The organism is Streptomyces roseolus (assembly GCF_014649855.1).
Taxonomy (GTDB): Bacteria; Actinomycetota; Actinomycetes; order Streptomycetales; family Streptomycetaceae; genus Streptomyces; species Streptomyces roseolus.
The window spans coordinates 271,418-291,252 of sequence record NZ_BMTV01000005.1; the positions used below are offsets into that span (position 1 = coordinate 271,418).

Genomic DNA, 19,835 nt, shown 5'->3' on the forward strand with positions numbered 1-19,835 from the left:
GGGGGCGCACCCAGTCTGCCGTACAAAACCGGCTTGTCCGCACTTCGGCGGCCGGAGCCCGCCGCTCCCACCGCACCGGAGTAACGCCGGCGCGGGGGAGCGGCGGCGCGACGGGAGGACCGTCACGGGCAGGTCAGACCCCGAACGCCGCCGGATAGGCGATCGTGCCCGGCGGCACGGGCCCGGAACCGTCCAGGACCAGCGCCATCATCGCTTCGTCCGGAACGTCGAAACCTGGCTTGATTCCGTACTCGGACGCCCGTACGAAGCCGAACCGGGGGTAGTACTCCGGATGGCCGAGCACCAGCACGAGCCGCTCGCCCGCGAGCCGTGCCGCGTCGAGCGCCGCCCGGACGACGGCCTGCCCGGCACCGGTCCGCTGGTGCGCCGCCGCCACCGACACCGGCGCGAGCGCCGCCGCCGGCGCCCCGTCCACCCGGCAGCGGGTGATCAGCGCGTGCGCGGCGACCGAGCCGTCCGGGGCCTCGGCCACCACCGAGAGCCCCGGCAGCCAGGCGTCCGCGTCGGCGCGCAGGGCGTCGACGAGCTCGGCCTCGGCCGGCGACCCGAAGGCCGCCGCGGTCACCTCCCGTACGGCCGCGCGGTCGGCCTCCCGCTCGGGGCGGGTGGGCCAGCGGGGGTCGGCCGGGCGGAGCACCAGGCCCGCGTAGCCGTAGTCGCCGCCGTGGTCGCGGCGCAGCGCGATCTCCGCCCGGGCGGCCGCCACGGCCCCGGCCATGCCCGGCACCGAGGTGTCGGCCGCGTCGGCGTGGGCGGCCAGCGGGACGTAGTACTCGTCCCAGTCGCCGTCGGGCTGGAGGAAGGTGCCGAGCACGTGGTACCCGGCCCCGACCGCGACGGCGGCCAGCTCGGCGACCGTACGCAGCGGATAGTGCTCGTCCCAGAAGGCGCGGGCCTCCGGGGCGGGCGCGGCGGTGGTCCACACGCACTCGGTGAGGACCAGCGTCCCGCCCGGCGCGAGCAGTCGGCGCCACTCGGCGAGCGCCCGGTCGAAGCCGAGCACGAAGACCGAGCTCTCGGCCCAGACGAGGTCGAAGGAGCCGTCGGGGAAGGGCGGCGCGCCCATGTCGCCGCGGACCGCGCGGACCGAGCCGGCGAGACCGCGGGCGGCGGCGGCCGCCCGCAGCTCGTCGAGGAACGGCTCGTGGGTGTCGACGGCGGTCACCTCGGCGCCCGCCTCGGCGGCCAGGAGCAGCGCGGAGCGGCCCGGGCCGCAGCCCAGGTCGAGCACGCGCGGACGCGCGGGCAGCGGTCCGGCGAGCGCGAGGAGCCGGCGGGTGGTGGCGTCGGAGCCCGGCCCCTGCCGCGGAAGGCCGTGGTGCAGGGCGAAGAAGGCGTCGTGGGACGCGGAAGCGTTCTGGATGTCGTTGTCGGACAACGTGGAAACCCTCGGGTGAAGGGCCCCGGCCGACGACGTGACGGACCGGTGGAAGAACCGGGATCAGGTCAGCCGGAGACCCGGGAGCTGAAGCTGGACCGGGTGCGGCCGCGGAAGGCGGCCTCCCTCGCGACGGTCATCAACCTCAGCTCCTCTCACGCACGTGTTCGTACGACGAGCATCTCACAGCCGGGCCCCGGCGGTCACAGGCAGAGCTTCGCCTCGTGCTCGGCGTGCCCGGCCGGCTCCAGCTGGAAGGTGCAGTGCTCCACGTCGAAGTGGTCGCCCAGGCAGCCCTGGAGGTCGTGCAGCATCTTCTCGTGGCCGACCGAGTCCAGCGCCCCCGCGTCCACCACCACATGGGCGGAGAGGACCGGCATCCCTGAGGTGATCGTCCACGCGTGCAGGTCGTGCACGTCCTCGACGCCCGGCAGCGCCAGGAGGTGCGCCCGCACCTCCGCCATGTCCACGCCCTTGGGGGCCGCCTCCAGGAGCACGTCCAGGGTCTCGCGCAGCAGCTTGACCGTGCGCGGCACGATCATCAGGCCGATGACCAGGGAGGCGATCGGGTCGGCGTACTGCCAGCCGGTCGCCAGGATGATCGCGGCCGAGACGATGACGGTCACCGAGCCGAGCGCGTCGGCGAGGACCTCCAGATAGGCGCCCCGGACGTTCAGGCTCTCCTTCTGTCCCCGCATCAGCAGCGACAGCGAGACGACGTTGGCCACCAGGCCGACCGCGGCGAAGGCGATGGCGAGCCCGCCCCTGGTCTGGGCCGGCTCCATGAACCGCTGGACCGCCTCGTACAGCACGTACCCGCCCACGCCGAGCAGCAGCAGACAGTTGGCGAGCGCCGCCAGGATCTCCGCGCGGGCGAAGCCGAAGGTGCGGTTCCCGGAAGGAGGCCGGTTGGCGAAGTGGATCGCGAGGAGCGCCATCGCGAGCCCGATCGCGTCGGTCGCCATGTGCGCCGCGTCGGCGATGAGCGCGAGCGAGTCGGCGACCACGCCGCCGACGATCTCGACCACCATCACGGAGAGCGTGATCCCGAGCGCGATCCGCAACCGGCTGCGGTACGCGGCGCCCGCCGTACCCGTCGGCGGCGTGCCCCCGTGGCTGTGCCCGTGGTCGTGTCCAGCCCCCATGACATGGCCTCCCAAGTCCTGATCCGTCGGTGCCCCGATCCGCCAGTGAACTACGGGTGGGGGGTATGCGCAACACGGTACTGAACACCGTTGTCATTGCTCTGACCTGCGATGATGCCCTCAGGGGCGGTATTCGTACGATCACCTGCCGGAATGTCGTCCGGAGGGTTCCCGACACCGGTTTGGAGGGCGGGCCGCCGATCACCGATGATGATCGCGCGGAGCGCGGCGCACCCCGGCGGCGGCGGGCGGACCGGGGGGCGTCCGGCGTGCGAAGCCTCGGTGAACTCACGCTCCGTCGATCCGATAGCCTCAGCCGACGTGCCGCCGCCCGGTGCCGGGGCGCACCGTCGTGCCCGGGACCGACAGGCCCCGCCGGCCCTCTGCCCGTCCCAAGGAGTGAGTTCGTCTGTCGACCGCCATCCTCACCGGCCCGCCGGCACCCGGATCCTCGCTCGACGGTGATCTGCGGTCGCTCGGCTTCCACGTCCGCCGGGCCACCGGCGCCGAGGAGGCCCGTGCCCTCCTGGCCGCCGCCCCCGCGGGCGAGCGCGTCGCCCTCGTCGACTCCCGCTTCGTCGGACACCGCCACGCCCTGCGGCTCGCGCTGACCGACCCCCGCTTCCCGGCCGCCGCCGTGCCCGGGGCGCTCTCCGCGCAGCCCGAGGCCCGCCCGGCCCTGGTCCGCGCGCTGACCGCCGTCCCCGCGCCCACCGCCCCGGCCGCCGCCGAGCCGGACCGCGACCTCACCGAGGCCGTCGCCGACGCCCTCGACGCCGACGGCGTCGCCGTGCACCGGCCCGCGCTCGGCACCCTCGTCGCCGCCGTCCCCACCGACGCCGCGGCCCGCCACGAGGCCCGCGCCGCCGTCGACGCCGTCGACGACGAGGCCGTCCGCCTCCGCTCCGCCGTGAAGGCCCACGACGGCTTCTTCACCACCTTCTTCATCAGCCCCTACTCGCGGTACATCGCCCGCTGGTGCGCCCGCCGGGGGCTGACCCCCAACCAGGTCACCACCGCCTCGCTGCTCACCGCCCTGATCGCGGCCGGCTGCGCGGCCACCGGGGAGCGCGGCGGCTACATCGCCGCCGGCGTGCTGCTGCTCGTCTCCTTCGTCCTGGACTGCACCGACGGGCAGCTCGCCCGGTACGCGCTCAAGTACTCGACGATGGGCGCCTGGCTCGACGCCACCTTCGACCGGGCCAAGGAGTACGCCTTCTACGCCGGTCTCGCCCTGGGCGCCGCCCGCGGCGGCGACGACGTGTGGACCCTCGCGCTCGCCGCCATGGTCCTCATGACCTGCCGGCACGTCGTCGACTTCTCGTTCAACGAGTCGAACGTCGCCGACACGGCCGCCGCCGGCTCCACCGCCAGGACCAGCCTGGCGCTGTCCAGCAAGCTCGACGGCGTCGGCTGGACCGTCTGGGCCCGCCGCATGATCATCCTGCCGATCGGCGAGCGCTGGGCGATGATCGCCGTCCTCACCGCCGCCACCAGCCCCCGGATCGTCTTCTGGGCGCTGATCGTCGGCTGCGCCTTCGCCGCCTGCTACACCACGGCCGGCCGGCTGCTGCGCTCGGTCAAGCGGCGCGGGCCGCGCACCGACCGGGCCGCCCGGGCCCTGGCCGACCTCGCGGACTCCGGCCCGCTCGCGCTCCTCGTCGCCCGGGCCGCCCGCCGCCTGCCGGCCCCGGCCCCGGTCGCCGCGCTCCTCGGTGCCGCCCTGATGATCTCCGTCGCGGCCACCGCCCCGGTCGGGAGCTGGGCCACCGTCGGCGCCGCCGGCGGCTACGCGGTCCTCGCCGGGCTCGCCGTCGCCCGCCCCCTCAAGGGCGCCCTCGACTGGTTCGTCCCGCCGTTCTTCCGCGCCGCCGAGTACACCACCGTGCTGCTGCTCGCCGCCCGCTCGGACGTCCCGCAGGCCGTCCCCGCGGCGTTCGGCCTGGTCGCGGCGGTCGCCTACCATCACTACGACACGGTGTACCGCATCCGCGGCGGCACCGGCGCGCCGCCCGCCTGGCTGGTGCGCGTCACCGGCGGACACGAGGGGCGCACGCTCCTGGTGACCGTCCTCGCCGCCCTCCTGGTGGACCGCGGCGACGACTTCACCCTGGCGCTGACCGCACTCGCGGGCGCGCTCGCCCTCGTGGTGGCCGTGGAGTCCATCCGCTTCTGGGTCTCCTCCGGAGCGCCCGCTGTTCATGACGAAGGAGAAACAGCATGATCGGCCTCGTTCTGGCAGCCGGTGCCGGACGGCGACTGCGCCCGTACACCGACACCCTCCCGAAGGCCCTCGTGCCCGTGGACGGCGAGACCACCGTCCTCGACCTCACGCTGCGGAACTTCGCCGAGGTCGGCCTCACCGAGGCCGCGATCGTCGTCGGCTACCGCAAGGAGGCCGTCTACGCCCGCAAGGCCGAGCTGGAGGCGACGTACGGCCTCGCCCTCACCCTGATCGACAACGACAAGGCCGAGGAGTGGAACAACGCCTACTCCCTGTGGTGCGCCCGTGAGGTCCTGAAGCGCGGCGTGATCCTCGCCAACGGCGACACCGTCCACCCGGTCTCCGTCGAGAAGACGCTGCTCGCCGCCCGCGGCGAGGGCAAGCGGATCATCCTCGCCCTCGACACGGTGAAGTCGCTCGCCGACGAGGAGATGAAGGTCGTCGCCGCCGGGGGCGCCGGCGTCCGGAAGATCACCAAGCTGATGGACCCGGCGGACGCGACCGGCGAGTACATCGGCGTCACCCTCATCGAGCCCGAGGCCGCCGAGGAGCTCGCCGACGCCCTGAAGGCCACCTTCGAGCGCGACCCCGACCTCTACTACGAGGACGGCTACCAGGAGCTCGTGAACCGCGGCTTCACCGTCGACGTCGAGCCCATCGGTGAGGTCTCCTGGGTCGAGATCGACAACCACGACGATCTCGCCAAGGGCCGGGAGATCGCGTGCCGGTACTGACCCGACTGATCCCGTCGCCGGTCGTCGTCGACATCCGCCGGGGCGCGCTGGAGGGACTCTCCGCGCTCATGGCGGACGAGAGGATCTCCAGCAACGGCAAGATCGCCGTGGCGATCAGCGGCGGGTCCGGGATCGCCCTGCGCGAGCGCTTCTGCGCCGAGCTGCCGGGTGCCGACTGGTACACCGTCGCCGGCGGCACCATCGACGCGGCCGTGGAGCTGGCCGACGCCATGCGCGGCAAGCGGTACGACGCCGTGGTCGCGCTCGGCGGCGGCAAGATCATCGACGTGACGAAGTACGCGGCGGCCCGGGTCGGGCTGCCGCTGGTCGCCATCGCCACCAACCTCTCGCACGACGGCCTGTGCTCGCCGGTGTCCACCCTGGACAACGACAACGGTCGCGGCTCCTACGGGGTGCCCACCCCCATCGCGCTCGTCATCGACCTCGACGTGATCAGGGACGCCCCCGTCCGCTTCGTCCGCTCCGGCATCGGCGACGCGGTCTCCAACCTCTCCGCCCTCGCGGACTGGGAGCTCTCCCACCGCGAGACCGGCGAGAAGATCGACGGCCTGGCCGCCGCCATGGCCCGCAGCGCGGGCGAGGCGGTGCTCCGGCACCCCGGCGGCGTCGGCGACGACGACTTCCTCGTCACCCTCTCCGAGGGCCTGGTGATGTCCGGCATCGCCATGTCCATCAGCGGCGACACCCGGCCCTCCTCGGGCGCTTGCCACGAGATCAGCCACGCCTTCGACCTGCTGTACCCGGCCCGCGCGGCCAGCCACGGCGAGCAGTGCGGCCTCGGCGCGGCCTTCGCGATGCACCTGCGCGGGGCCCGCGACGACTCCCTCGCCATCGTGGAGACCCTGCGCCGGCACGGCCTTCCGGTACGGCCGGAGGAGATGGGCTTCACGGTCGACGAGTTCGTGCGGGCGGTCGACTTCGCCCCGCAGACCCGGCCGGGCCGCTTCACCATCCTGGAACACCTCGACCTCTCCACCGAACAGATCAGGGACGCGTACGCCGACTATGCCCAAGCCATCGGTAGCTGAACTCCGCCCCGTCGTCCACCCGCCGGGCGTCAAGGACCGGCGCAGCGGCGAGCACTGGGGCGGCCGCCTCTACATGCGGGAGATCTCCCTGCGGATCACCCGCCGGCTGGCGGACACCAAGGTCACGCCCAACCAGCTGACCTATCTAATGACGCTCTTCGGCGTGCTCGCCGCCCCGGCGCTGCTGCTGCCCGGGATCTGGGGCGCCGTCCTCGGCGTCGTCGCCGTGCAGATGTACCTGCTGCTCGACTGCGTCGACGGCGAGCTGGCCCGCTGGAAGAAGCAGTACTCGCTGGCCGGCGTCTACCTGGACCGGGTCGGCGCCTACCTGTGCGACGCCGCCGTCCTCGTCGGCTTCGGCCTGCGCGCCGCCGACCTGTGGGGCGAGGGCCGGATCGACTGGCTGTGGGCCTTCCTCGGCACCCTGGCCGCGCTCGGCGCCATCCTGATCAAGGCCGAGACCGACCTGGTCGGCGTCGCCCGCCACCAGAACGGCATGCCCCCGGTCAAGGAGGCCGCCTCGGAGCCCCGTTCCTCCGGCATGGCGCTGGCCCGCCGTGCCGCCGGCGCGCTCAAGTTCCACCGGCTGATCCTCGGCATCGAGGCCTCGCTGCTGATCCTGGTGCTCGCCATCGCCGACCAGGCGCGCGGCGACCTGTTCTTCTCCCGGCTCGGCGTCGCGGTCCTCGCGGGCATCGCCCTGCTCCAGACGGTGCTGCACCTCGTCTCGATCATGGCGTCCAGCCGGCTGAAGTGAGCGGGCGCCGGCCGGGACTCCCGCTTCACCGGCCGGCCACCGCAATGGCGTACGGTGTGGCGACCCCGATGACTCGCCGAGCCGCCACACCGGCCGTCCGACATCGTGGTATCCGACGTGCCGCACCTCTTGAACACGAAAGTTTCGACTGTGAGTGACATTCACCAGGGCGGGGCGGTCGCGACGAGCGCGCCCCCGTCCTCCGTCGACGAGGGCCTGGCCCCGGGCGACCTCGCCGCCAAGTACGGCCTGTCCGTCAGCGGCGCCCGCCCCGGACTGTTCGAGTACGTCCGCGAGCTGTGGAGCCGCCGCCACTTCATCCTGGCGTTCTCCTCGGCGAAGCTGACCGCCCAGTACAGCCAGGCCAAGCTCGGCCAGGTCTGGCAGGTGGCCACCCCGCTGCTCAACGCCCTCGTGTACTACCTGATCTTCGGGCTGATCCTGAAGGCGGGCCGCGGCATGAGCACGGAGGTCTACATCCCCTTCCTCGTGACCGGCATCTTCGTGTTCACCTTCACGCAGAACTCGGTCATGGCGGGCGTCCGCGCGATCTCGGGCAACCTCGGCCTCGTCCGCGCCCTGCACTTCCCGCGCGCCACCCTCCCGATCAGCTTCTCGCTCCAGCAGCTCCAGCAGCTGCTCTTCTCGATGGTCGTGCTCGCCGCCGTCGCGATCGCCTTCGGCAGCTACCCCTCGCTCAGCTGGCTGCTGCTGATCCCGGCGCTCCTGCTCCAGTTCGTCTTCAACACCGGCCTCGCGATGATCATGGCCAGGATGGGCGCCAAGACCCCCGACCTCGCCCAGCTCATGCCCTTCGTCATGCGGACCTGGCTGTACGCCTCGGGCGTCATGTTCTCGATCCCCGTGATGCTCGCGGACAAGCCGGCCTGGATCGCGGACATCCTCATGTACAACCCGGCGGCGGTCTACATGGACCTGGTCCGCTTCGCGCTCATCGACGACTACGCGGCCTCGAACCTGCCCGCCCACGTCTGGGCCACCGCCCTCGGCTGGGCGCTGCTCTTCGGCATCGGCGGCTTCGTCTACTTCTGGAAGGCTGAGGAGAGGTACGGCCGTGGCTGACACCCCCCAGAACCCCCTGGCGCCCACCGTCATCTGCGAGGACGTCCACATCGTCTACCGCGTCAACACCGGGGGCGGCGGCAAGGGCAGCGCCACCGCGGCCCTCAGCCGGATCGTCGGCAAGGGCAAGGCCGAGGTCAGCCGAGGGGTCCGCAAGGTGCACGCCGTCCGCGGCGTCACCTTCACCGCCTACCGCGGCGAGGCCATCGGCCTCATCGGCACCAACGGCTCCGGCAAGTCCACCCTGCTGCGCGCCATCGCCGGACTGCTCCCCACCGAGAGCGGCAAGGTCTACACCGACGGCCAGCCCTCGCTCCTCGGCGTCAACGCGGCCCTGATGAACGACCTCACCGGCGAGCGCAACGTCATCCTCGGCGGCCTCGCCATGGGCATGAGCCGCGAGGAGGTCCACGCGCGGTATCAGGACATCGTCGACTTCTCCGGGATCAACGAGAAGGGCGACTTCATCAGCCTGCCGATGCGCACCTACTCCTCCGGCATGGGCGCCCGGCTCCGCTTCGCCATCGCGGCCGCCAAGAACCACGACGTGCTCCTCATCGACGAGGCGCTCGCCACCGGTGACCGCAAGTTCCAGATCAGGTCCGAGGCGCGCATCCGCGAGCTGCGCAAGGAGGCCGGCACGGTCTTCCTGGTCAGCCACAGCAACAAGTCCATCCGGGACACCTGCGACCGGGTGCTCTGGCTGGAGAAGGGCCAGCTCCTGATGGACGGCCCGACCGACGAGGTGCTCAAGGCGTACGAGCGCGAGACCGCCCGCTGAGTTCCCCGCCGCGTCCCGCGCGCAGCGCCCCCGCCCCACCGGCGGGGGCGCTTCCGGTTTTCGCCGGTCCCGCCCCCGGCTGGAATGTTCATGCGGTCAACATCGGGCAGGATGAGCCCATGCCAGGGATCTCGGGCGGAAAGAACTACCACCACGGCGACCTGCGCAACGCCCTGATCGGCGCGGCCGTCGACCTCGCCAGCGAGGGCGGCCCCGAGAGGGTCGTCCTGCGCGAGGCGGCCCGCCGGGTCGGCGTCTCGCCCACCGCCGCCTACCGGCACTTCGACGGACGCGGCGAACTGCTCCGCACCGTCCGCGGCCACGCCCGGGCCCGGCTCGCCGAGGCCATGGAGCGGGCCGCCGCCCGCGAGCCCGGCGCCGACGACCCCGCGCTCGCCGCCGAGCGCCGGCTCGCCGCCCTCTGCCGCGGCTACGTCGGCTTCGCCGTCGACCACCCCGGCCTCTACCGCGCCGCCTTCGGCACCGTCCGCCCCGCCGCAGGGGAACCGCCGGCCGGCGCGCCCGTGCCCCCGGAGCCCGAGATCAGGGCCTTCACCCTCCTCCGGGAGACCCTGGAGGCGCTCGACCGCAGCGGCGGGCGCCGCTCCGCCGCCGGCGCCGCCGCCTGGTCGGCCGTCCACGGCCTCTCCCTGCTGCTCCTCGAAGGCCCGCTCCGCCGGCTCCCCGCCCGGCGCCGCGACGACGTCGTCGAGACCACCCTCGCCATGGTCGTCTCCGGAGCCCGCGCCCGCTGACCTCCGGCGGGCCCGCCCCGACGCCACAGGTCAGCCCGGCCGGCGCGGCCCGCGCGGCGGCAGACCCCCCGAATGGCGACATCCCTCGTACAACGTAAGCTGTACCGGTCCGATCCACACCGCCGCGGCGCCCCCGGGAACGCCCGGCGGGCGCGTGCTCCGTGCGCGGCGGCGTGTCCGAAATGGGATGGATTGGATCGGCAGTGTAGAACGGGAGATATGACGGCCATGACGCAGAATCTCCAGCTTCACGTGGGTGTCGCCGTCCCCGCGCCGGGCGCCGCCCGGTGACGACTCCCCGGCACGTGCGCGCCGACGGCCCCTCGCGCACCACACTCGGCAAGGCCGCGCACGAGAACTTCCCCGTGGCCCCCTTCTTCCTGCCCCGCGACTGGCGCGACGACCTCATGGCCGTCTACGGCTACGCCCGCCTCGTCGACGACATCGGCGACGGCGACCTCGCCCCGGGCGGCGCCGAGCCCTTCGGCCTCGGATCCGACGCCGGCCCGCTCCCCCTCCTCGACGCCCTGGAGGAGGACCTGGACCGGGTCTTCGACGGGTCCCCGCGCCACCCGCTGCTGCGCGCCCTCCAGCCCACGGTGCGGCGCCGCGGCCTCACCCCCGGCCCGTTCCTCGGCCTGATCCAGGCCAACCGCCAGGACCAGCTGGTCAGCCGGTACGAGACGTACGACGACCTCCTCGCGTACTGCGAGCTCTCCGCCAACCCCGTCGGCCGGCTCGTCCTCGGCATCACCGGCACCGTGACCCCCGAGCGGATCCGCCGCTCCGACGAGATCTGCACCGCCCTCCAGATCGTCGAGCACCTCCAGGACGTCGCCGAGGACCTCGGCCGCGACCGGATCTACCTCCCCGCCGAGGACCTCAAGCGGTTCCACGTCACCGAGGAGGAGCTCGCCCGGCCGTCCGCCGGATCCGCCGTGCGCTCCCTCGTCGCCTTCCAGGCCGAACGCGCCCGCGCCCTGCTGCACGCGGGCGCCCCGCTCGTCGGCAGCGTCCACGGCCGGCTCCGGCTGCTGCTCGCCGGCTTCACCGCCGGCGGACTCGCCGCGCTCGACGCCATCGCCGCCGCCGGCTTCGACGTCCTCGCCGGACCGCCGAAGCCCACCAAGCCGAGCCTGGCGCGCCGGACGGGAGCGGTCCTGCTCCGGGCCCGCGCCGAGGGGGGAACATGACCGTCGAGGACATCACGAGCCGGCCGTCCGCGCCGGTCCAGGCCGCGTACAGCTACTGCGAGGCCGTCACCGGGCAGCAGGCCCGCAACTTCGCCTACGGGATCCGCCTGCTGCCCCCCGACAGGCGGCAGGCCATGTCGGCCCTGTACGCCTTCTCCCGGCGGGTCGACGACATCGGCGACGGCACGCTCGCCCCCGAGGAGAAGCACGAGCGCCTGGAGACCACCCGGGCGCTGCTCGACCGGGTCCGCAAGGGCGACGTCGCCGAGGACGACACCGACCCCGTCGCGGTCGCCCTCGCCGACTCCGCCCGCCGCTTCCCGATCCCCCTCGAAGGGCTCGACGAGCTGATCGACGGCGTCCTCATGGACGTCCGCGGCGCCACCTACCGCACCTGGGACGAGCTCAAGGTCTACTGCCGGTGCGTCGCCGGCGCCATCGGCCGGCTCTCCCTCGGCGTCTTCGGCACCCAGCCGGGCGCCGCCGAGTCCGAGCGGGCCGCCGAGTACGCCGACACCCTCGGCCTCGCGCTCCAGCTCACCAACATCCTCCGGGACGTCCGCGAGGACGCCGGCAACGGCCGCACCTACCTGCCCGCCGAGGACCTCGCCCGTTTCGGCTGCGAGGACGGCTTCGGCTCCCGGACCCTGCCGGCCGGCGCCGACTTCGCCGGCCTCGTCCACTTCGAGGTCCGCCGCGCCCGCGCCCTCTTCACCGAGGGCTACCGGCTGCTGCCCCTGCTCGACCGGCGCAGCGGCGCCTGCGTCGCCGCCATGGCAGGCATCTACCGCCGCCTCCTCGACCGCATCGAGCGCGACCCCGGGGCCGTGCTCCGCGGCCGGGTCTCGCTGCCCGGTCCCGAGAAGGCGTACGTCGCCGTCCGCGGCCTCTCCGGCCTCGACGCCCGCCACATCGCCCGCCGCGCCGCGAGGAGGCCCGCCTGATGGCCCCCACCGGCACCCCCGGGCCCGCCCGCCCGCGCGACGCGGCGGACACCCCCGAGGCCCCCACCGCCGTCGTCGTCGGCGGGGGGCTCGCCGGGATCACCGCGGCGATCCGGCTCGCCGAAGCCGGGGTCGGCGTCACGCTGCTCGAAGGGCGGCCCCGCCTCGGCGGGCTCGCCTTCTCCTTCCGGCGCGGCGATCTGACCGTCGACAACGGCCAGCACGTCTACCTGCGGTGCTGCACCGCCTACCGCTGGTTCCTCGACCGCGTCGACGGCGCCCGGCTCGCTCCCCTCCAGGACCGGCTCGACGTGCCCGTCCTCGACGTCGCGCACCCCCGCGGGCCCCGACTCGGACGGATCCGGCGCGACCCGCTGCCGGTCCCCTTCCACCTGGCCCGCAGCCTCGCCACGTACCCCCACCTCTCGCTCGCCGAGCGGGCCTCCGTCGGCCGCGCCGCGCTCGCCCTCAAGAAGCTCGACCCCGCCGACCCGGCCCTCGACGGCATCGACTTCGCCACCTGGCTCGGCCGGCACGGACAGTCGCCCCGCGCCATCGAGGCCCTCTGGGACCTCGTCGGCATCCCCACCCTCAACGCCCCCGCCCCGGACGCCTCCATGGGGCTCGCCGCCATGGTCTTCAAGACCGGGCTGCTCACCGACCCCGGCGCCGCCGACATCGGCTGGGCCCACGTGCCGCTCGGCCACCTCCACGACACCCTCGCCGGCAAGACCCTGGACGGGCTCGGCGTCCGCACCCTGCTGCGCACCAAGGCCGAGCGGATCTCCCGCACGGACGACGGCCGTTGGACCGTCGAGGTGCCCGGCGAGACCCTCGGCGCCGACGCCGTCGTCCTCGCCGTGCCCCAGACCGAGACCCACGGCCTGCTCCCCGAGGGCGCCCTCGACGACGTCGACCGGCTCCTCGACATCGGCACCGCGCCCATCCTCGACCTGCACGTCGTCTACGACCGCAAGGTCCTGAAGCGGCCCTTCTTCACGGCCCTCGGCTCCCCGGTCCAGTGGGTCTTCGACCGCACCGGGTCCTCCGGACTCACCGGCCCCGGCCAGTACCTGGCCGTCTCGCAGTCCGCCGCCCAGGACGAGATCGACACCCCCGTCTCCGTACTCCGCGAGCGCTACCTCCCGGAGCTGGAGCGGCTGTTGCCGGCCGCCCGGGGCGCCGGGGTCCGCGACTTCTTCGTCACCCGCGAGCGGACCGCCACCTTCGCCCCCACACCCGGCGTCGGGCGCCTCCGCCCCGCCGCCCGCACCCGTGCGCCCGGTCTCTACCTGGCCGGCGCCTGGACCGCCACCGGCTGGCCCGCGACCATGGAGGGTGCCGTCCGGAGCGGCTTCAGCGCCGCCGGCGCCGCGCTCTCCGCCTTCGGCCGCCGCCACGACCATCCGCTGCAGGAGGCGGCATGAGTGTGATCACAGGAACCAGAGGAGAGACCGTGCCGACCGTGCCCCCGGGGACCCCGGCCGTCGACACCGCGGACGTCAGCGCCCTGCTGGAGAGGGGACGGACCCTGTCCACCCCTGTCATGCGGGCGGCCGTCGGCCGTCTCGCACCGCCCATGGACACCGTCGCCGCCTACCACTTCGGCTGGATCGACGCCGAGGGCAACCCCACCGACGCCGACAGCGGCAAGGCCGTGCGCCCCGCGCTCGCCCTGCTGTCCGCCGAGGCCGCCGGCGCCGCGCCCGAGGTCGGCGTCCCCGGCGCCGTCGCCGTCGAGCTCGTGCACAACTTCTCGCTGCTGCACGACGACCTGATGGACGGCGACGAGCAGCGCCGCCACCGCGACACCGTGTGGAAGGTGTTCGGCCCCGCCCAGGCGATCCTGGTCGGCGACGCGCTCTCCGCCCTCGCCAACGAAATCCTCCTGGAGCTCGGCACCGTCGAGGCCGGCCGCGCCACCCGCCGGCTGACCACCGCCAACCGCAAGCTCATCGACGGCCAGGCACAGGACATCTCCTACGAGCACCGCGAGCGGGTCACCGTCGAGGAGTGCCTGGAGATGGAGGGCAACAAGACCGGCGCCCTCCTCGCCTGCGCCGTCTCCATCGGCGCGGTCCTCGGCGGCGCCGACGACCGCACCGCCGACAAGCTGGAGGAGTACGGCTACCACCTCGGCCTCGCCTTCCAGGCCGTCGACGACCTCCTCGGCATCTGGGGCGACCCGGACGCCACCGGCAAGCAGACCTGGAGCGACCTGCGGCAGCGGAAGAAGTCGCTGCCCGTCGTCGCCGCCCTCGCCGCCGGCGGAGAGGCGTCCGAGCGGCTCGCCCGGCTCCTCGCCGAGGACGCCAAGTCCCCCGATTTCGCCTCCTTCACCGAGACGGACTTCGCCTACCGCGCCGCCCTCATCGAGGAGGCCGGCGGCCGCGAGTGGACCGCCGAGGAGGCCCGCCGCCAGCACACGATCGCGCTGCGCGCGCTCGACGAGGTGGACATGCCCGCCCGGGTGCGCGACCAGCTGATCGCCCTCGCCGACTTCGTCGTCGTACGGAAGAAATGATCACCCACAGCCAGATATGAGTGCGCGGTCGCCGGCCGGTGCCACCCGCACCGGCCGACGGCAGACCCACAGGAGCAGAAGAAACCGACTGCCACGAAGGGGAAGCCATGACAGCGACGACCGACGGAAACGCCGGGGCTCTCGGCCCCCTCGCGCCCGCGGCCAGCACCACTCCACCGCACACCACCCCCACGACCACGACCACGGCCGCGCGCCTCGACGAGGCCGCCGCCCGCGCCGTCCGCGCGGCCACCGACCACCTCCTCGCCCGCCAGGCCCCCGAGGGCTGGTGGAAGGGCGACCTGGAGACCAACGTCACCATGGACGCCGAGGACCTCCTGCTCCGCCGCTTCCTCGGCATCTCCGACCCCGACACCACCGCGGCCGCCGCCCGGCACATCCGCAGCCGGCAGTACGAGGACGGTACCTGGCCCACCTTCCACGGCGGGCCCGGCGACCTCTCCGCGACCGTCGAGGCGTACGTCGCCCTCCGGCTCGCCGGGGACCGGCCCGAGGCCCCGCACATGGCCCGCGCCGCCGCCTGGATCAGGGCCGAGGGCGGGATCGCCGCCGCCCGCGTCTTCACCCGCATCTGGCTCGCGCTCTTCGGCTGGTGGCGCTGGGAGGACCTCCCCGAGCTGCCGCCCGAGCTGATGTTCCTGCCGAAGTGGTTCCCGCTGAACATCTACGACTTCGGCTGCTGGGCCCGCCAGACCATCGTGCCGCTCACCGTCGTCTCGGCGAAGCGCCCGGTCCGCCCGGCGCCCTTCCCCCTCGACGAGCTGCACACCGACCCCGACCGCCCGGCGCCCAAGCGCCCGCTCGCCCCGCTCACCGGCTGGGACGGCCTCTTCCAGCGCCTCGACCAGGCACTGCGCGTCTACCACCGCTTCGCCCCGCGCGGACTGCGCCGGACGGCCATGAACAGCGCCGCCCGCTGGATCGTCGAACGCCAGGAGAACGACGGCTGCTGGGGCGGCATCCAGCCGCCCGCCGTCTACTCGATCATCGCCCTCCACCTCCTCGGCTACGACCTGGAGCACCCGGTCATGCGGGCCGGCCTGGAGTCCCTCGACCGGTTCGCCGTCTGGCGCGAGGAGCCCGAGGGCCCGGCCCGCATGATCGAGGCCTGCCAGTCCCCGGTCTGGGACACCTGCCTCGCCACCATCGCCCTCGCCGACGCCGGCCTGCCCGCCGACCACCCGGCACTGGTGAAGGCCGTCGACTGGATGCTCGACGAGGAGGTCACCAAGGCCGGCGACTGGGCCGTCCGCCGGCCCGGACTCCCGCCCGGCGGCTGGGCGTTCGAGTTCCACAACGACAACTACCCCGACATCGACGACACCGCCGAGGTGATCCTGGCCCTGCGCCGGGTCCGCCACCCCGACCCCGCCCGGGTCGACGCGGCCGTCGCCCGCGCCGCCCGCTGGACCGTCGGCATGCAGTCGGGCAACGGCGCCTGGGCCGCCTTCGACGCCGACAACACGGGCGTTTTGCCCAACAAACTGCCCTTCTGTGACTTCGGCGAGGTCATCGACCCGCCCTCCGCCGACGTCACCGCCCACGTCGTGGAGATGCTGGCCTGGGAGGGCCGGGCCGCCGACCCCCGCACCCGCCGGGGCATCGACTGGCTCCTCGCCGAACAGGACCCGAACGGCGCCTGGTTCGGCCGCTGGGGCGTCAACTACGTCTACGGCACCGGCTCCGTGCTCCCCGCCCTCACCGCCGCCGGGCTCCCCGTCTCCCACCCGGCGATCCGCCGGGCCGTCGCCTGGCTCGCCGCCGCGCAGAACCCGGACGGCGGCTGGGGCGAGGACCTCCGCTCGTACGACGACCGCTCCTGGATCGGCCGCGGCGCCTCCACCGCCTCCCAGACGGCCTGGGCGCTCATCGCCCTCCTCGCCGCCGGGGAGCGCGACTCCGAGACCGCCCGGCGGGGCGTGGCCTGGCTGGTGGAGACCCAGCGCGAGGACGGCTCCTGGGACGAGCCGTACTTCACCGGCACCGGCTTCCCCTGGGACTTCTCCATCAACTACCACCTCTACCGGCAGGTCTTCCCGCTCACCGCGCTCGGCCGCTACGTGCACGGCGAGCCCGCCCCCGGCGGGAGCCCGTGATGGAGCGCGACCGACCGCCGGGGGAGCCGGAGGCCGCCGTTCCGCCGCTCCTCGTCGCCTGCGCCCTCGGCATCGAGCGGTTCGCCCTGCGCGGCGGCGGGCGCGGCGGGGCGCCGGGGCCGGTCCGGGTGGTGCGGACGGGCATGGGGCCCGCCCACGCCGCCCGCGGGGTGGAGCGGGCGCTCGCCCGCGGGGGCTGGGACGCCGCCGCCGTCATCGCCTCCGGCTTCTGCGCCGGGCTCGCCCCCGGGATGCACCCCGGCGACCTGGTCGTCGCCGAGGAGACCCGCGGCCCGGACGGCGCCCTCGCCTGCGACGGCACCGCCCTGCTCGTCGAGGCGCTCGCCCGGGCGGTGCCCGGGCGGACCGTGCACACCGGGCCGCTGACCGGCTCCGACCACGTGGTGCGGGGCCCCGAGCGGGCCGCGCTCGCCGCCGGCGGGGCGATCGCCGTCGACATGGAGTCCGCCGCCACCCTGCGGACCGCCCGGGCCGCCGGACCCCGCCCGCTTGCGGCCGTACGGGTGGTCGTGGACGCCCCCGAACACGAACTGGTCCGGATCGGCACGGTACGCGGGGGAATATCGGCCTTCCGCGTCCTCCGTGCCGTCCTTCCCGCTTTCTTCGAATGGCACCGTTCTCTGCTGCTCCCCAGGAGGTGAGCCGGTCATGGCCATGCCGCTCCGTCAGTCCGTCCGGGTCGGGACCTATCTCTTCGAACAGAAGCTCCGCAAGAGGGACAAGTTCCCCCTGATCGTCGAACTGGAGCCGCTCTACGCCTGCAACCTCAAGTGCGAGGGGTGCGGCAAGATCCAGCACCCGGCCGGCGTCCTCAAGCAGCGGATGCCGGTCGCCCAGGCGGTCGGCGCCGTCCTGGAGTCCGGCGCCCCCATGGTCTCCATCGCCGGCGGCGAGCCCCTGATGCACCCCCAGATCCACGAGATCGTCCGCCAGCTGGTCGCCCGCCGGAAATACGTCTTCCTCTGCACCAACGCGCTGCTGCTCCGCAAGAAGCTGGAGAACTTCAAGCCGTCCCCGTACTTCGCCTTCGCCGTCCACATCGACGGACTGCGCGAACGCCACGACGAGTCGGTGGCCAAGGAAGGCGTGTTCGACGAGGCCGTGGCGGCGATCAAGGAGGCCAAGCGGCGCGGATTCCGGGTCACCACCAATTCGACCTTCTTCAACACCGACACCCCGCAGACCGTCATCGAGGTGCTGAACTTCCTCAACGACGACCTCCAGGTCGACGAGATGATGATCTCGCCCGCCTACGCCTACGAGAAGGCGCCCGACCAGGAACACTTCCTCGGCGTCGAGCAGACCAGGGAACTCTTCAAGAAGGCCTTCGCCGGCGGCAACCGGCGCCGCTGGCGGCTCAACCACTCGCCGCTCTTCCTCGACTTCCTCGAAGGAAAGGCGGACTTCCCCTGCACCGCCTGGGCGATCCCCAACTACTCCCTCTTCGGGTGGCAGCGCCCCTGCTACCTGATGAGCGACGGCTACGTCCCCACCTACCGCGAGCTCGTCGAGGACACCGACTGGGACAAGTACGGCCGCGGCAAGGACCCGCGCTGCGCCAACTGCATGGCGCACTGCGGCTACGAACCCACCGCCGTGCTCGCCACCATGGGCTCCCTCAAGGAGTCGCTGCGCGCGGTCCGCGAGACCGTCCAGGGGAGCTGAGGGGCGGGCCATGACCGACGGCTTCGACCTGCGGGCGCTGCTCGCCGAGCGCGGCGGCGAGCGGTACGAGCTGCACGCCCGCCACCTCAACCCGCAGCTGCCGCGGATGCTGCACACCATCGGCTTCGACAAGGTCTACGAGCGGGCCGCCGGCGCCCACTTCTGGGACGCCGAGGGCAACGACCACCTCGACATGCTCGCCGGCTTCGGCGTCATGGGCCTCGGCCGGCACCACCCCGTCGTCCGCCGGGCCCTGCACGACGTCCTCGACGCGGACCTCCCCGACCTCACCCGCTTCGACTGCCCGCCGCTGCCCGGACTCCTCGCCGAGCGTCTCCTCGCCCACAGCCCCCACCTCGACCGGGTCTTCTTCGGCAACAGCGGCACCGAGGCCGTCGAGACCGCGCTGAAGTTCGCCCGGTACGCCACCGGCCGGCCGAGGATCGTCTACTGCGACCACGCCTTCCACGGCCTCACCACCGGCGCCCTCTCCGTCAACGGCGAGAAGGGCTTCAAGGCCGGCTTCGACCCGCTGCTCCCGGACACCGCGATCGCCCTCGGCGACCTCGACGCCCTGGAGCGCGAGCTCCGCGCGGGGGACGTGGCCGCCTTCGTCGTCGAACCGATCCAGGGCAAGGGCGTCCACGAGGCGCCGCCCGGCTTCCTCGCCGCCGCCCAGGAGCTGCTCCACCGGCACGGGGCGCTGCTGATCGCCGACGAGGTGCAGACCGGCCTCGGCCGGACCGGCGACTTCTACGCGTACCAGCACGAGGACGGCGTCGAGCCGGACCTTGTGTGCGTGGCGAAGGCGCTCTCCGGCGGATACGTGCCGGTCGGGGCGACCCTCGGCAAGGACCGGATCTTCAAGAAGGTCTACTCGTCCATGGACCGGGTCCTGGTCCACTCGGCCAGCTTCGGCTCCAACGCCCAGGCGATGGCCGCCGGCCTCGCGGTCCTCTCGGTGATGGAGTCCGAGGGGACGGTGGCGCACGTGCGGCGGGTCGGCGGCCTCCTGAAGGGCCGCCTGGAGGAGCTGGTGCCCCGCTACGAGCTGCTGCACGCGGTCCGGGGCCGGGGGCTGATGATCGGCATCGAGTTCGGCCGGCCGAGCTCGCTGGCGCTGCGCGGCCGGTGGGCGATGCTCCAGACGGCCCGCAAGGGGCTCTTCGCGCAGATGGTGGTGGTCCCGCTGCTCCAGCGGCACCGGATCCTCACCCAGGTCTCCGGGGACCACCTGGAGGTGATCAAGCTGATCCCGCCGCTGGTGATCGACGAGGCGGACGTGGACCGCTTCGTCACCGCCTTCACGGCGGTCATGGAGGACGCCCACGGCGGGGGCGGGCTGCTCTGGGACTTCGGGAAGACGCTGGTCAGGCAGGCGGTCGCGCAGCGCTGAGCCGGGCCGGCCCCGGACTTTTGCCTCTGAGGCAAGAAAGTTGCCTCA

Annotated in this window: 17 protein-coding genes; 15 read left to right on the forward strand and 2 right to left on the reverse strand. The window is 73.6% G+C overall.

Annotated elements, in window-relative coordinates:
- Positions 1-133: 133 nt before the first annotated feature.
- A complete protein-coding gene (locus tag IE245_RS08345) occupies positions 134-1,399 on the reverse strand; it encodes a bifunctional class I SAM-dependent methyltransferase/N-acetyltransferase (RefSeq protein ID WP_189946104.1) in 1,266 nt (421 codons plus the stop codon).
- 203 nt (positions 1,400-1,602) lie between these two features.
- Positions 1,603-2,544 (reverse strand): cation diffusion facilitator family transporter, encoded by a 942-nt coding sequence (locus IE245_RS08350; protein ID WP_189946105.1) that lies wholly within the window; start codon positions 2,542-2,544, stop codon positions 1,603-1,605.
- Positions 2,545-2,953: 409 nt separating this feature from the next.
- Here IE245_RS08350 and IE245_RS08355 point away from each other — a divergent pair, with 409 nt between their 5' ends.
- From IE245_RS08355 to IE245_RS08425, 15 genes are all read left to right on the forward strand, one after another.
- Entirely contained in the window at positions 2,954-4,768 is a 1,815-nt protein-coding gene (locus IE245_RS08355) for a DUF5941 domain-containing protein (RefSeq protein WP_189946155.1), read from the forward strand.
- Positions 4,765-5,502, forward strand: a complete 738-nt coding sequence (locus IE245_RS08360; protein ID WP_189946106.1) for a phosphocholine cytidylyltransferase family protein — start codon at positions 4,765-4,767, stop codon at positions 5,500-5,502. The genes IE245_RS08355 and IE245_RS08360 overlap by 4 nt, the downstream gene beginning before the upstream one ends.
- Positions 5,490-6,551, forward strand: a complete 1,062-nt coding sequence (locus IE245_RS08365; protein ID WP_189946107.1) for an iron-containing alcohol dehydrogenase family protein — start codon at positions 5,490-5,492, stop codon at positions 6,549-6,551. The genes IE245_RS08360 and IE245_RS08365 overlap by 13 nt, the downstream gene beginning before the upstream one ends.
- Entirely contained in the window at positions 6,529-7,308 is a 780-nt protein-coding gene (locus IE245_RS08370) for a CDP-alcohol phosphatidyltransferase family protein (protein ID WP_189946108.1), read from the forward strand. The genes IE245_RS08365 and IE245_RS08370 overlap by 23 nt, the downstream gene beginning before the upstream one ends.
- Positions 7,309-7,458: 150 nt before the next feature.
- Positions 7,459-8,391 carry an ABC transporter permease gene (locus IE245_RS08375; protein ID WP_189946109.1) on the forward strand — a complete coding sequence of 311 codons (933 nt, stop codon included), beginning with the start codon at positions 7,459-7,461 and terminating at the stop codon, positions 8,389-8,391.
- Entirely contained in the window at positions 8,384-9,172 is a 789-nt protein-coding gene (locus tag IE245_RS08380; RefSeq protein ID WP_189946110.1) for an ABC transporter ATP-binding protein, read from the forward strand. The genes IE245_RS08375 and IE245_RS08380 overlap by 8 nt, the downstream gene beginning before the upstream one ends.
- A gap of 119 nt (positions 9,173-9,291) precedes the next feature.
- Positions 9,292-9,927, forward strand: a complete 636-nt coding sequence (locus tag IE245_RS08385) for a TetR/AcrR family transcriptional regulator (RefSeq protein WP_189946111.1) — start codon at positions 9,292-9,294, stop codon at positions 9,925-9,927.
- Positions 9,928-10,214: 287 nt separating this feature from the next.
- Positions 10,215-11,120, forward strand: a complete 906-nt coding sequence (gene hpnC / locus IE245_RS08390; RefSeq protein WP_229851139.1) for a squalene synthase HpnC — start codon at positions 10,215-10,217, stop codon at positions 11,118-11,120.
- Entirely contained in the window at positions 11,117-12,064 is a 948-nt protein-coding gene (hpnD, locus tag IE245_RS08395) for a presqualene diphosphate synthase HpnD (RefSeq protein ID WP_189946112.1), read from the forward strand. Before hpnC ends, hpnD begins: the two co-directional genes overlap by 4 nt.
- Entirely contained in the window at positions 12,064-13,491 is a 1,428-nt protein-coding gene (gene hpnE / locus IE245_RS08400) for a hydroxysqualene dehydroxylase HpnE (protein WP_229851140.1), read from the forward strand. The genes hpnD and hpnE overlap by 1 nt, the downstream gene beginning before the upstream one ends.
- Positions 13,488-14,588 (forward strand): polyprenyl synthetase family protein, encoded by a 1,101-nt coding sequence (locus IE245_RS08405; RefSeq protein ID WP_189946113.1) that lies wholly within the window; start codon positions 13,488-13,490, stop codon positions 14,586-14,588. The genes hpnE and IE245_RS08405 overlap by 4 nt, the downstream gene beginning before the upstream one ends.
- Before the next feature lie 107 nt (positions 14,589-14,695).
- Positions 14,696-16,705 carry a squalene--hopene cyclase gene (gene shc, locus IE245_RS08410; RefSeq protein WP_189946114.1) on the forward strand — a complete coding sequence of 670 codons (2,010 nt, stop codon included), beginning with the start codon at positions 14,696-14,698 and terminating at the stop codon, positions 16,703-16,705.
- A complete protein-coding gene (locus IE245_RS08415) occupies positions 16,705-17,367 on the forward strand; it encodes a phosphorylase family protein (RefSeq protein ID WP_189946115.1) in 663 nt (220 codons plus the stop codon). Before shc ends, IE245_RS08415 begins: the two co-directional genes overlap by 1 nt.
- 7 nt (positions 17,368-17,374) lie before the next feature.
- Positions 17,375-18,391 carry an adenosyl-hopene transferase HpnH gene (gene hpnH, locus IE245_RS08420; protein ID WP_189946116.1) on the forward strand — a complete coding sequence of 339 codons (1,017 nt, stop codon included), beginning with the start codon at positions 17,375-17,377 and terminating at the stop codon, positions 18,389-18,391.
- Positions 18,392-18,401: 10 nt separating this feature from the next.
- Positions 18,402-19,787: an aspartate aminotransferase family protein gene (locus IE245_RS08425; RefSeq protein WP_189946117.1), complete on the forward strand. Its 1,386-nt coding sequence runs from the start codon at positions 18,402-18,404 to the stop codon at positions 19,785-19,787.
- The last annotated feature ends 48 nt before the right edge of the window (positions 19,788-19,835 follow it).

Coding starts and splice junctions, on each gene's coding strand:
- shc (WP_189946114.1), top strand. CDS start 14,696: ATGACAGCGACGACCGACGGAAACGCCGGGGCTCTCGGCCCCCTCGCG.
- hpnD (WP_189946112.1), top strand. CDS start 11,117: ATGACCGTCGAGGACATCACGAGCCGGCCGTCCGCGCCGGTCCAGGCC.
- IE245_RS08370 (WP_189946108.1), top strand. CDS start 6,529: ATGCCCAAGCCATCGGTAGCTGAACTCCGCCCCGTCGTCCACCCGCCG.
- IE245_RS08405 (WP_189946113.1), top strand. CDS start 13,488: ATGAGTGTGATCACAGGAACCAGAGGAGAGACCGTGCCGACCGTGCCC.
- IE245_RS08385 (WP_189946111.1), top strand. CDS start 9,292: ATGCCAGGGATCTCGGGCGGAAAGAACTACCACCACGGCGACCTGCGC.
- IE245_RS08360 (WP_189946106.1), top strand. CDS start 4,765: ATGATCGGCCTCGTTCTGGCAGCCGGTGCCGGACGGCGACTGCGCCCG.
- IE245_RS08425 (WP_189946117.1), top strand. CDS start 18,402: ATGACCGACGGCTTCGACCTGCGGGCGCTGCTCGCCGAGCGCGGCGGC.
- hpnE (WP_229851140.1), top strand. CDS start 12,064: ATGGCCCCCACCGGCACCCCCGGGCCCGCCCGCCCGCGCGACGCGGCG.
- hpnH (WP_189946116.1), top strand. CDS start 17,375: ATGGCCATGCCGCTCCGTCAGTCCGTCCGGGTCGGGACCTATCTCTTC.
- IE245_RS08415 (WP_189946115.1), top strand. CDS start 16,705: ATGGAGCGCGACCGACCGCCGGGGGAGCCGGAGGCCGCCGTTCCGCCG.
- IE245_RS08350 (WP_189946105.1), bottom strand. CDS start 2,544: ATGGGGGCTGGACACGACCACGGGCACAGCCACGGGGGCACGCCGCCG.